Source organism: Maridesulfovibrio sp. (assembly GCF_963677005.1).
Lineage (GTDB): Bacteria > Desulfobacterota > Desulfovibrionia > Desulfovibrionales > Desulfovibrionaceae > Maridesulfovibrio.
In genome coordinates, this window is record NZ_OY781616.1 from 1,318,107 (window position 1) to 1,330,391 (window position 12,285).

Annotated in this window: 10 protein-coding genes; 4 read left to right on the forward strand and 6 right to left on the reverse strand. The window is 53.2% G+C overall.

Annotation, left to right across the window (positions count from 1 at the left end; translation table 11 throughout):
- Positions 1-133: 133 nt before the first annotated feature.
- The 6 genes from ACKU4E_RS06145 to ACKU4E_RS06170 all read right to left on the reverse strand — a co-directional run bounded on the left by ACKU4E_RS06145 (position 134) and on the right by ACKU4E_RS06170 (position 7,268).
- Positions 134-2,326: an ATP-dependent RecD-like DNA helicase gene (locus ACKU4E_RS06145; RefSeq protein ID WP_320170197.1), complete on the reverse strand. Its 2,193-nt coding sequence runs from the start codon at positions 2,324-2,326 to the stop codon at positions 134-136.
- 126 nt (positions 2,327-2,452) lie between these two features.
- Positions 2,453-3,058: a recombination mediator RecR gene (gene recR, locus ACKU4E_RS06150; protein WP_320170198.1), complete on the reverse strand. Its 606-nt coding sequence runs from the start codon at positions 3,056-3,058 to the stop codon at positions 2,453-2,455.
- 343 nt (positions 3,059-3,401) lie between these two features.
- Positions 3,402-3,713, reverse strand: a complete 312-nt coding sequence (locus ACKU4E_RS06155) for a YbaB/EbfC family nucleoid-associated protein (protein WP_320170199.1) — start codon at positions 3,711-3,713, stop codon at positions 3,402-3,404.
- A gap of 54 nt (positions 3,714-3,767) precedes the next feature.
- Complete coding sequence (dnaX, locus tag ACKU4E_RS06160; RefSeq protein WP_320170200.1) at positions 3,768-5,675, reverse strand: DNA polymerase III subunit gamma/tau; 1,908 nt, start codon at positions 5,673-5,675, stop codon at positions 3,768-3,770.
- A 117-nt stretch (positions 5,676-5,792) separates the two neighbouring features.
- On the reverse strand, positions 5,793-6,716 hold the full coding sequence (locus tag ACKU4E_RS06165) for a branched-chain amino acid transaminase (protein ID WP_320170201.1): 924 nt from the start codon (positions 6,714-6,716) through the stop codon (positions 5,793-5,795).
- 243 nt (positions 6,717-6,959) lie between these two features.
- Positions 6,960-7,268, reverse strand: a complete 309-nt coding sequence (locus ACKU4E_RS06170; protein ID WP_320170202.1) for an isoamylase early set domain-containing protein — start codon at positions 7,266-7,268, stop codon at positions 6,960-6,962.
- A gap of 338 nt (positions 7,269-7,606) precedes the next feature.
- Between ACKU4E_RS06170 and ACKU4E_RS06175 the strand changes: the two genes are divergently transcribed.
- From ACKU4E_RS06175 to ACKU4E_RS06190, 4 genes are all read left to right on the forward strand, one after another.
- Positions 7,607-8,782, forward strand: a complete 1,176-nt coding sequence (locus ACKU4E_RS06175; protein WP_320170203.1) for an aminotransferase class I/II-fold pyridoxal phosphate-dependent enzyme — start codon at positions 7,607-7,609, stop codon at positions 8,780-8,782.
- A gap of 181 nt (positions 8,783-8,963) precedes the next feature.
- Positions 8,964-10,253 (forward strand): homoserine dehydrogenase, encoded by a 1,290-nt coding sequence (locus ACKU4E_RS06180; protein ID WP_320170204.1) that lies wholly within the window; start codon positions 8,964-8,966, stop codon positions 10,251-10,253.
- Between the two features lie 9 nt (positions 10,254-10,262).
- Complete coding sequence (locus ACKU4E_RS06185; RefSeq protein ID WP_320170205.1) at positions 10,263-11,444, forward strand: cofactor-independent phosphoglycerate mutase; 1,182 nt, start codon at positions 10,263-10,265, stop codon at positions 11,442-11,444.
- A gap of 2 nt (positions 11,445-11,446) precedes the next feature.
- Positions 11,447-11,857 (forward strand): thioesterase family protein, encoded by a 411-nt coding sequence (locus tag ACKU4E_RS06190; RefSeq protein WP_320170206.1) that lies wholly within the window; start codon positions 11,447-11,449, stop codon positions 11,855-11,857.
- Positions 11,858-12,285 lie beyond the last annotated feature (428 nt).

The window sequence follows — 12,285 nt, forward strand, 5'->3', positions numbered from 1 at the left end:
ATTCGCCGCTGGCAGCCAAAGGGGATAATCCCCTTTGGAATCCCTGGTTGCTGGAGTAGGCTGCATTAAAAGAGGCAACTTAAATCAAAGTTTTTTTGCAAAGTTAAGAAAACAACCACCTAAGGAATAGTGTTTAAAGCAGATTCTCTTCGAAAATATTACGAATGCGATAGCGCAGATTGGTAAAACGCTTTCCGGCAGTAACGTTGCCAAGCCCGATATGAAAAGCCCGCTTGCTGCCGATAAGAACGGCCAGCCTGCGGGCTCTCGTAAGCCCGGTATAGAGCAGGTTGCGCTGCAGCAGCAGAAAATGCTGTGAAACGATCGGCATGACCACCGCCGGATACTCACTGCCCTGCGACTTGTGTACGCTGACCGCGTAGGCGAGAGTCAATTCATCAAGATCGGAAAGTTCATAGTGGACGATGTTACCGTCAAATTCGGCTGTCAGCTCGTTTTCGGCTGTATCCACATACATGACCCGTCCAAGGTCGCCGTTGAAAACTTCCTTTTCGTAGTTGTTACGCAACTGCAGCACCCTGTCTCCGACCCGGTATTCCACAAAGCCGCGCTTAAGCCCTTTTCCGGTCGAAGGATTAAGCCTTTCCTGCAGCATGGCGTTCAGTTTCATGGTTCCCACATCCCCCTTGTGCATCGGGGTCAGCACCTGAATATCAGTCATGGGGTCAAGCCCGTAACGCTCCGGGATACGCTCGCAAACAGTCTGGGCAATCAGTTCCTGAACTTTCAGCGGGTCTTCCTGAGGAATCCAGTAGAAATCAGCTTCCGGAGCATCGGCGGGATGCCCGAGGGGAAACTGCCCGTCATTGATGCGGTGGGCATTAACAACGATATAGCTTTCCTGAGCCTGCCGGAAAATATGACTCAGCACGGCGCTCGGAATCTTGCCGCTCTGCAGCAGGTCGGCCAGCACGTTGCCCGGACCTACGGACGGAAGCTGGTTCACATCACCCACAAAAATAACCCGGCAGGTCAAGGGGACTGCGCGCAACACGGCAAGACACAACTGGGCATCAAGCATGGAAGCTTCGTCCACCACCAGCACGTCAGCCTTCAGCTTCTGATCCTCGTTATAGTAAAAACCGCCGCTGTCGGGAGTATACTGCAGCATGCGGTGTATTGTGGACGCATGCCTGCCCGTGGCCTCGGAAAGGCGTTTGGCTGCGCGCCCGGTGGGGGCGGCAAGCTTTACCTTTAATCCCAATTCACGCAATGTGGTGACCACGGCTCTGGTGATGGTGGTTTTTCCGGTGCCCGGTCCGCCGGTGATTATGAAAAATTTATTTACACAGGCCTCGAAAACAGCCTCGCGCTGTTCTTCCGAAAGGCTGAATCCAAGTTGCGATTCAACCTCGGGCAGAACTTCCTCCACCTTCTCGCGGCTTACCGGCGAGGGGTGGCTGATCAGGCCGTAGAGCCGCTTACAGATCTCCCTCTCAAACCGGAAAAAATGCATCAGGAAAACCGCTTCCTCAATATCCTGCTCCGGCAGGTTCTCCACCCGCACCCGCTTGCGTTCTTCAAGCGAACGGATACCTTCGCTGATAAGATCAAGCTCAACACCACCAAGCATTCTGGCCACGTCTTCAACCAGTTTCTCACGCGGACAGAACATGTGTCCGCCCCGCTCGCTCACCGAAAAAAGGGAATAGATTACAGCGGCCTCAATGCGCTGCGGGGAATCCGGCGCAAATCCGAGTTTCAAGGCCATGGCATCGGCTGTCTTGAAACCTATGCCCCGGACTTCGTAAGCCAGTTCGTACGGGTTTTCACTGATCCTGCTCACCGACTGCGCACCGTATAGATTGAATATTTTGGCTGCGTAGGTGGGAGGAACATCGTGGGTGTGCAAGAACAGAATCAAATTCTTGATCTCGCGCTGGGACTGCCACGACTCCTTGATGTCTTCCAGTTTCTTCTTTGAAATACCCTTGATCTTGAGCAGTTTTTCCGGCTCCTCATCAAGAACATCCAAAACCTCTACACCGAATTCCTTGACCATATCTGTTGCAATGGCCTCGCCGACCCCCTTGATGGAGGAAGACTTGAGGAAACGGATGACACCGGCCTCGGTAGCGGGACGTATTCTTTCATGAAAATCGGCCTCGAACTGACGGCCGAACTTGGCGTGCTGCTTCCAACGTCCGTGAAATTCGGCGGATTCCCCGGGCGTAAGCGCTCCCAGAACTCCGACAACTGTCACCTGAGACGGTTCGTCCTTTGACGAGACCCGGGCCACGATGTACCCGTTCTCCTCGTTATGATAAACAACAGTACGAACTTCGCCTGTGAGAGTGTCCGACATTATTAGGTCCTGATAAAAATTGTGCCGGGAATGCCAGCCTTCAGACGGGCTGATGCGGCTGAGCATTATCCTGTAAGGTCAGGAACGCCATTTCGGCGAAATGAGCCCATCCCGTGGTGATATGAATTAAAGCTTCTGGCGATATTCCAGAGATTGCCGCAGCGTTTCCTTATCCGTGTATTTCACTTCCGATCCGATAGGAATCCCCTGAGCCAGACGGCTCAGTTCAACATCCGGAAAACGGGTTTCAATCATATTTTTGATGTAGGAAGCTGTGGCTTCAGCGTCAACGGTTGCCCCAAGAGCGAGAATCAACTCCCGCACCTCGCCCTTGTTCAAGCGGTCCTCAAGCTTGGCGAATTCCAGATGCTGCGGAGTAACACCGTCGAGCGGAGACAGGAGACCGCCCAGAACAAGGTAATACCCCTTGTACAATCCCATCTCCTCAATCGCCAGCAGGGAATCCCACTCGGAGACAAGGCAAAGCTTCTCTTTCTCACGCCCCGGATCGGAGCATATCCGGCAGGGACAGGTATCGGTTATGCTTGCGCACTGTTCACAGATGCACAGCTTTTCACGCAGGTCGATAACACTCTGACCAATGCCGACCACCTTTTCCTTGGGCATTTTCAGCATGGTGAGCGCAATCCTGAGCGCGGATTTCGGCCCCAGCCCCGGCAGCTTTGCCAGTTCCTGGGCCACAACCCTCAACGGTTCCGGTAAATTATCCATATTTATGCCTGCTGGGATGAAAGAATTCCCAAAATTCGTGCCTATTTCCCTTAACTCTGCCAAAAGGCATTTAAGAGATTGAACTAGATGTGCTTCGCGCTTTTGGCAATTTGATTTTGCCGCCGGCGGCCAAAGGGGATAATCCCCTTTGGAATCCCTCATAATTTAAACCTGTTGCCTTGAAATTCGTCATTCAAATCACAACTTTTGCAGAACTAAGGCAATAGCCGTATATTTAAAAAGCCCCGAACCATTAAGAACGGGGTGCTTAACTTTAAAGACGACAGGCAGAGCGGCAAGGTTTCCCCTCTCTACCTGTCGTTATTTATATAAATTCTGCGACTTAGAACATACCGGGGAGATTCATTCCGCCGGTAATCTGAGACATTTCGGATTCCATCATGGCCTTGGCTTTCTTATTGGCGTCATTGACTGCGGCAAGTACCAGATCCTGAATCATTTCCACGTCACCGGCCTCAACAATGGCAGGATCGATCTTGATTTCAAGAACTTCAGAGGAACCGTTAACCTTAACGTTAACCATTCCACCGCCTGCGGAACTCTCAACTTCGCGGGTTTTCAGCTCTTCCTGCAACGCGGTCATTTTGCGCTGCATGATCTGGGCCTGGCGTACGAGATCGTTCATACCTTTCATTATATTACTCCTTTTGGTCGGTTATCATTTTCACAACTGATCCGCATCTTGGTATCAGCCGTCCTTGCGCGGGTCCACAGAAATAATGCTGGCGGAAAAGGAGTCAATAACCCGCATGACATCGGGGTGCGACTCGACTTCATCGCGCAATTGCTGCCTGCTCTTGCCCTGGCCCCTTTTACTTATCCGCACTTCAAGACCAGTATCGGGCCCGAAATATTCGCAGGCCAGACGGGAGACGGTTCCACGTACCTCACGGTCATTCACCTGACTCTCGTGAAAAGGGTTGGCGCAGGTCAGGACCAGATTTCCATCCGTAAATTCACCCTTGCACTTGCTCAGGCCTGAGACGGAACCATTGGCGCCGCAGGATTCCACGTAATCCAGAAAGCCCTGAAAATTGCGGGGGCCTGAAGGTCCTGGGGAAGATACTCTTTCCGGCTCAGAGCGTTCCGGGATCATATCTTCGCCACCCGCTACAGGCTGCGGGTTGTACTGCTCGCCACTGTAGGCAGGCCGGTTTTCCGCGCTGTCAGCTGCCGGCTGAAAATTATTATCCGATTGCGGAGCTGCCGCGTCAGGCAGGGAGGAATCATCAGAGCCGTCTTCCGAGGCTGGATGATTTCCTGATGCGCTTCCTTCCGTGCGGCCCATGGGACGCCCGCCGGAAGCATTCATCTGTCCACCCTGCTGCATCGGCTGCCGGGGGGCCACGCCCTGTGCGGAAGGCTGCCCGCCCTGCTGCCACGGAGGATTGCCTGCGGGAGGACGCCGTCCCTGGTTCTGGCCCGGAGCAGGTCTGGACTGAGGCTGCGCACCGGAACCGGCTGCAGAAGAAGCAAGTGCTCCTGCACGCTCTACGGAAATAAGGTCGGTAAGGCTGGCCATGTTCAGAAGCAGCAGTTCCAGCGCCATGGCCGGTTCCAGACTGGACATGACCCGACGCTGTCCGTCCACGGTCATCTGCCAGCAGGCGTGGATGAAAGCACGGTCGAATGTTCCGGCCCAGTGCATGAACTCGGAAGCCTCGGCCGAAGAAAGCCCCAGCAGCGGAACCGCCCTTTCACCGGACTGGTTGAGCAGAAACATGTTGCGCCAGCAGTTGCCCAGTTCGCGGATAAAAAAGCCGAGATCCAGACCGCGCCCAAGCACCTGCTGCACGATTTCCCCTACAGACACAAGGTCGCGGGAATGGATGGCCTGCATGAGGGAGAAAAACACATCGCGCCCGGCAAGCCCAAGTATGGAGCGCACATCCTCTTCAAGCAGCTTATCGCTGCCCAGAGCCAGCACCTGCCCCAGCAGCGACATGGAATCACGAACGCTTCCGGCCCCGCGCTTTGCAATCAGGTCCAGAGCGGACGGTTCAAACTGCACGCCTTCCTTGTTCAGGATATTGGAAAGATGGTCTGTCAGCTCGGATGCGCTGAGCATCTTGAACGCGTAATGCTGGCACCGGCTGATGATAGTGGCCGGAAATTTGTGCGTTTCCGTGGTGGCCATTATGAACGTGGCGTGCGGCGGCGGCTCTTCCAGAGTCTTCAGCAGGGCGTTAAAGGCCTGCACGGTGAGCATGTGAGCCTCGTCAATGATGAAGACCTTGTAGCGGAACTCGATAGGAGCATAGCCGATATCTTCCTTCAAACGCCGGGCATCATCGACCTTGCCGTGGGAAGCGGCGTCTATCTCGACCACGTCCACACCGACCCCGGCAGTTATCTGCCGACAGTTGTCACAGACATTGCAGGGTTCGGCGGTAGGTGCGTTCTTGCAGTTAAGCGCCTTGGCGAAAATTCGGGCAATAGTGGTCTTGCCTACACCGCGTGTTCCACTGAAAAGGTATGCCGGAGCGACCTTGTCCTGGGCAGCGGCACGGGAAAGGATTGTCTTGACCGCATCCTGTCCGGCAACATCCCCGAAGGTCTGCGGACGGTATTTTGCTGTCAGATTGGATGAACTCATTACTTAAGGCAAGCCCATGCGGGTTCCGTTTTTAATAAAGGCAGATCCGGGCCCGGAACCGCATATCCCGGATCTGCCGTGATTCTATTATGATGACGCCCCGCAGGGGCTATCTGATCAGATTTCGTAACAGTCGAGCCAGGACTTGTACTTTTCATTACCGCCCTTGACCGCATTGAAGTATTCCTTCTGCAGCAGGGTGGCAACAGGACCGCGCCGTCCTTCACCGATAACGCGGTTGTCCACTTCACGGATGGGGGTGACTTCGGCTGCGGTACCGCAGAAGAAGGCCTCGTCCGCAATGTAGAGCTCGTCGCGGGTGAACTGCTGCTCGACGACCTGATATCCGAGATCGCGGGCAACGGTCATCAGGCTGTTGCGGGTGATGCCCGGCAGAACTGAAGTCAGCGGAGTGGTCTTGAGAAGTCCGTCACGGACGATGAAGATATTCTCACCTGTGGCTTCGGAAACGAATCCGGCGGTATCAAGCATGAGTGCCTCATCATACCCGTCCTTGACAGCCTCAACCTTGGCAAGAATGGAGTTTACGTAGTTGCCGCAGGCCTTGGCCTTGGTCATCATGGCGTTAACATGATGGCGGTTGAAGGAAGAAGTCTTCACCCGGATACCCTTCTCAAGGGCTTCCTCACCGAGATATGCACCCCAGGGCCAGGTGGCGATGCACACCCTGATGGGGTTGTTTCCGGGGAAAACGCCCATGGCACCGTCACCGATGAATACCAGCGGACGGATGTAGCCTTCCTTGAGTCCGTTTACCTTGAGGGTATCGATAATAGCTTTCTCAATTTCCTCTACAGTAAAAGGAATGGCTATTCCAAGAATCTTGGCGGAATCGAAAAGTCTGACAACATGCTCACGCAACCTGAATACAGCGGATTTTCCGTCCACGGTCACATAGGCTCTGATGCCTTCAAATACACCTGCTCCGTAATGGAGAGTATGGGTAAGAACATGTACCTGGGCATCATCCCAGTTGACCAATTCTCCGTCAAACCAAATTTTTTCTGCTTTTTGAACCATTATGTCCCCCTGATTTCTTCATAAATATAATAAGCTCTTCTTTTCAAAAGGAAGAGCCTTTTTGACAACAGAATGAAAGAAGCTAAAAAAAAGAGGGTCCGAGGTCAAGAAGGAACGCGAAGATCACTTCATAAGAACGCTGAGCGGAGAATGAAAGGAAGGGCAAAAAGCGCAGCTATAGTAAGACGGAAGAAACAGTTCGTCCTTCCGCCTGGCTATATGCAACAATCACAGGCAGGACAATCAGCAGCTTACAACCGAATTTTCGGCATCCCCGTAAGGAGTGGTCTCGGTCCGGTCGGGTTCGTTGTCATTGAACCAGATGTCCTCTCCGGCCAGATATCTGAATCTGTAATCGCGCCCGGTTTCAAGATCCACTGTTACGGTATACTTCCCGCTCTTGAGTTTTTTCATGGGAGTGGATTTTTCATTCCAATCGTTGAAATCGCCCACAAGGTAAATTATCTCGCCGTTTTCGATCTGATCTTTATCAACGTCGAACTTGACCTTGCAAATAGGCTTGCTTTTCAGAAATTTCTTGGAGATTGCCATGATAGCCTCCTGCTGTTTGAATAAAAAAAAAACATCCGTGATAATAAAATTCTTACGACCAATTAATCGTGATTTTTTTTTAATGTCAACATCGGCGTAAAAAATACATGCAACCGTCACCGGTTCTGACTGACGAAAATTTTAGTAAAAACAACACACCGAATTATATATTCATATAAATGCAACTTTAAGCCGAATATTCTGCGCAATGCACAAACAAACACATTCTTTTATACCGTATACATAACGACAAACATGAAAATAATAGTTTTGACAGCAACAGTTGCCACGGTTACAACCGAATACCAAGTTTATTTTATAAGTTAGGAGTAACGACCATGGACAAATTTCCAAGAGTTCACCGGCTGCCCCCCTATGTGTTTGCCCAGGTGAACGAATTGAAGATGCAACTGCGCCATCAAGGCGAAGACATCATTGATCTGGGAATGGGAAACCCGGATCTGCCGACCCCGCAACATATCGTGGACAAGCTGGTGGAAGCGGCGCAGAAGCCCGCGAACCATCGTTACAGCGCGTCACGCGGAATCAAGGGTCTGCGTAGGGAAATGGCACTCTGGTACAAGAGAAGGTATGGCGTTGAACTGGATTATGATCAGGAAGTGGTCGTTACCATGGGCGCCAAAGAGGGGCTGGCGCACCTGGCGCTGGTCATGCTTTCTCCGGGCGATGTTGTTTTCGCGCCGGACCCGTCCTATCCCATACACCCGTACGCAAGCATCATCGCAGGAGCGGATGTGCGGCGCATCCCCATCGGGGCGAACCGCGACTTCATCGAAGACCTGGAACTGGCTATGCGTCAGACCTGGCCGCGTCCGAAACTGCTGATACTCAACTATCCGCACAACCCCACCGGAGTAACTGCGGATATCCCGTTCTTTGAAAAAATTGTCGACTTCTGCAAGGAAAACGACCTGCTGGTCATCCACGACCTTGCTTATGCCGACTTCACCTTTGATGGATACGAAGCACCCAGCTTCCTGCAGGCCAGGGGCGCCATGGATGTAGGGGTGGAATTCTTCTCCCTGTCCAAAAGCTATTCCATGCCCGGATGGCGTGTGGGATTCTGCTGCGGAAACAGGGAAATGGTTCAGGCTCTGACCCGCATCAAAAGCTATCTTGATTACGGACTCTTTCAGCCGATCCAGATTGCAGCCTGCCACGCTCTTTCCGGTCCTCAGGAATGTGTCCGCGAAATCATGGACATCTATCAGGACCGCCGCGACGCCCTTTGCGAAGGATTGCAGCGCATAGGCTGGGATGTGACTCCCCCGAAGGCCACCCAGTTCCTCTGGGCGGAAATTCCTGATGAATTCAAGGATATGGGTTCCGTGGAATTCTCCAAGATGCTGCTGCGCGAATGCAAGGTGGCGGTCTCGCCGGGTCTCGGCTTCGGCAGCTACGGGGACGACCACGTCCGCATGGCTCTTGTGGAAAACAGGCAGAGAATCAATCAGGCCATACGCGGCATGAAAGATCTTTTCGCCAAAGGATAAAAATTACAGTTCAAATTTCTGACAGGCTGCGGTATAACGCAGCCTGTTGGTTTTTTGGCCCCGAATATGATTTTAAAGACCGGGCAGCAGGACAGACAACCGCACCGCGCCAGCGGATTAAAGATGCCGGTTTTCCCGGCCGATGCGCAACTCCCCTCTCAACCGGTCAAATGAGGTTCAGATGCAGACTGTAAAGCTTGCCATTGCCGGATTCGGCACGGTCGGAACCGGACTGGCCCGGATTCTGGAAGATAACGAAGAAATTATTCGCGCCCGCAGCGGCAAGAAATTCGTTCTGACAACCGTACTCGTCCGTGACGTCAACAAGAAAAGGGATTACCTGCCCGGCCCGGGAGTAAAGTTCACCGCCGATCCCGAAGAATTCACCTCCAGCCCGGACGTTGACATTGTCGTCGAACTCATGGGCGGCACAACCGTTGCCAGGGAAATCGTCGTCAAGGCTCTTGAATCAGGCAAGCACGTAGTCACCGCCAACAAGCACCTTCTGGCAGAACACGGCATAGAACTTTTCGAAATCGCCGCCAGAAAAAAAGTCGGCCTCTTTTACGAGTCAAGCGTTGCCGGTGGTATTCCGATCATTCAGTCCATCAAGGAATCACTGGCCGGAAACCGTATCAAGTCCATAGTGGGTATTCTGAACGGGACCGCCAACTATATTCTTTCGGAAATGTCCACCAACAGCCTGGAATTCGAAACAGCCCTTCAGCAGGCTCAGGACCTGGGATACGCAGAAGCGGACCCGACCTTCGACATTGAAGGCATAGATACCGCGCACAAGGTCTGCGTACTGACCCGCATAGCATACGGAAAGGACTACCCCCTCTCCGAACTGCCGGTGGAAGGCATCACCAAGGTGGAAGGACAGGACATCAGGTTCGCCAGAGAATTCGGCTACCGCATCAAACTCATCGGGCAGGTCTGCGATGTAGGCGGAAAGCTGGAAGCGGGGGTTTTCCCGGCTCTGGTCAAATACACGCTGCTGCTGGCCCGGGTGGGCGGCAACTACAATGCCGTACGCGTGGAAGGGAATGCCGTTGGTCCCGCATTTTTTCACGGACAGGGAGCCGGATCGCTGCCCACGGGAAGCGCCGTGCTGGCCGACATAATGGCCCTTGCCCGGACCGAAGTCCCGGACAACACAGGATTCTGCAACGCTCCCATACCCAAAGCGGACATACTGCCCCCGGAACTGACCACCTCGGAATACTACTTCCGTTTCACGGTGCAGGACAAGGCCGGGGTAATGGCTGCCCTGTCCAAATGTCTGGCTGAACACAATATTTCCATTGCCCAGGCAGTACAGAAAGGCAACCCGGACGACAGGGACATACCGGTCGTATTCACCACCCACACCGCAAGCACCAAAGATGTCAAAGCGGCCCTTGAAGAGATTGACAAAATGCCCTTCATTGCCCGCAAGACCGTATCAATGCGCATTTTAAAGGGATAATATCCAACGATGAAACTTCTTTTTCTAGTAGCAGACGGAATGGGCGGATGGCCCCTGGATGAACTCGACGGCAAAACCACGATGGCCGCCGCAAATACACCGAACATGGACATGCTGGCCTCAAAGGGACTGCTCGGAACCTGCCGGACCGTCCCCAAGGGGATGGCTCCGGGCTCCGATGTAGCGAACATGTCCCTGCTGGGCTTCGACCCGGCCACCTATCATACCGGACGCGGGCCCATTGAAGCGGCAGCGCAGGGACTCAAGCTTGATCCGGATGACCTTGTCTGGCGCATGAATCTGGTCAACATCTCCGGTTTCACCGAAGACGGAACAATGTACGACTATTCATCCGGACACATAGGCACAGACAAGTCCGTTCCGCTGGTTGAAAAGCTTCAGGCCGAACTCGGCAACGATGAATTTTCATTTTATCCCGGTATCCAGTACCGGCACCTGCTGGTTCACAAGGGCGGTGCCGCAAAAATGGAAAGCGGACTGAATATCCGGCCGCCGCACGACATTACCGACAAGCCCATTGCTGCAGACGTAAAGGAATTCGCCAGAAGCCCGCTTATGGACAAACTCATGCGCGATGCGGAGAAAGTTCTGGCCGGGAACGGTACAAAAGCAGTCTCCATCTGGCCGTGGGGTCAGGGCAGGCCGCTGATCCTGCCGCCCTTCGAAGAGAAATTCGGCATGAAAGGAGCCGTGATTTCGGCGGTTGATCTCATCAAGGGACTCGGCAATGCTTCGGGCATGAAGGTTATCGACATTGAAGGGGCCACCGGTCTTGTGGACACCAACTACGAAGGCAAGGTGCAGGCCGCACTGGATTTTCTTGAACACGGCGACTTTGTTTACGTGCACCTTGAAGGCCCGGACGAATCCGGACACATGGGCAGTGTCGAGGACAAGATTAAATCCATAGAAAGATTCGATTCGCGCATAGTTGCCCCGCTGCTGGAGAAATACCCTCTGGATCAGGCAAGCTACGTAATCACCTGCGATCATTTTACTCCGATAGAAATCAGGACCCATGACGCCACCCCGGTTCCGTTTCTCATGACTTCACCCCGCTGCATTGCATCCGGCGTAACGTCATTTACCGAGGAAACTGCGGACCGCGCCGGTATAATCATCCCGGAAGGCCATGAATTCATGCAGTGGGTGCTGGACAAGATAGGATAGACATGAGCAAGGAATTCCCCACACCGGACGCATGGCTGGACCACAGCGTATCCTATGGCGAAACAGATGCCATGGGCGTAGTCTATTACGCCGAATACCTGCATTTTTTCGAAAGATCGCGCTCGCACTACATACGCGAGCGCGGCATGAGCTACAATGAAGTTGAAGAACGGGGCATCTTTCTGCCCGTGCGCGAAGCTTCCTGCAGATACCGCATTTCGGCTCACTATGACGACCTGCTGAACATACATGTCGGCATAAGCGAATGGAAACGTGCATCAGTCATATTCGTCTACGATATTTTCAAGGACAACAGAACGAAACTGGTTGCCAGCGGATTCACCGAGCATGCCTGCGTAAACGCAGACGGGCGCCCTGTAAGGGTTCCGGACTGGCTCAAGGAAATATTTTAAGCCAGTTCCATTTGATGCGCTTCGCGCTTTCCACAAGGACAACACTCGTCGACTTCTGTGCATGACCGGACAATCCAATGCCGGGCCAGTTGGAATGAAGGTTGACATCATTTTCATTTGATTTAATCTTTTGTCCTGTTCAGGACGCCTGTTATTCCACCAAGCATCAAGCCGCTCAGCGCGTCACACAGGGACTGCCTCCATATAAAGGCATGCACCGCCCGGATTAGACCGGCGGGATAGAATCGACCAGAGTGTCCCGGCCACACAACAATAAAATTTACCGAGAACACCCAGACCGATAACCAGACAACTTGACCGTCAGAAGCAACCTTGTCTTCTGACAGCTTCAGCGTGGTCCACTCTTTCCATAGAAAGAATCCGGACACACGAGTCAACCACAAACCGGCAGGGTGACAGCACTGCAT

Coding starts and splice junctions, on each gene's coding strand:
- ACKU4E_RS06145 (WP_320170197.1), bottom strand. CDS start 2,326: ATGTCGGACACTCTCACAGGCGAAGTTCGTACTGTTGTTTATCATAAC.
- recR (WP_320170198.1), bottom strand. CDS start 3,058: ATGGATAATTTACCGGAACCGTTGAGGGTTGTGGCCCAGGAACTGGCA.
- ACKU4E_RS06155 (WP_320170199.1), bottom strand. CDS start 3,713: ATGAAAGGTATGAACGATCTCGTACGCCAGGCCCAGATCATGCAGCGC.
- dnaX (WP_320170200.1), bottom strand. CDS start 5,675: ATGAGTTCATCCAATCTGACAGCAAAATACCGTCCGCAGACCTTCGGG.
- ACKU4E_RS06165 (WP_320170201.1), bottom strand. CDS start 6,716: ATGGTTCAAAAAGCAGAAAAAATTTGGTTTGACGGAGAATTGGTCAAC.
- ACKU4E_RS06170 (WP_320170202.1), bottom strand. CDS start 7,268: ATGGCAATCTCCAAGAAATTTCTGAAAAGCAAGCCTATTTGCAAGGTC.
- ACKU4E_RS06175 (WP_320170203.1), top strand. CDS start 7,607: ATGGACAAATTTCCAAGAGTTCACCGGCTGCCCCCCTATGTGTTTGCC.
- ACKU4E_RS06180 (WP_320170204.1), top strand. CDS start 8,964: ATGCAGACTGTAAAGCTTGCCATTGCCGGATTCGGCACGGTCGGAACC.
- ACKU4E_RS06185 (WP_320170205.1), top strand. CDS start 10,263: ATGAAACTTCTTTTTCTAGTAGCAGACGGAATGGGCGGATGGCCCCTG.
- ACKU4E_RS06190 (WP_320170206.1), top strand. CDS start 11,447: ATGAGCAAGGAATTCCCCACACCGGACGCATGGCTGGACCACAGCGTA.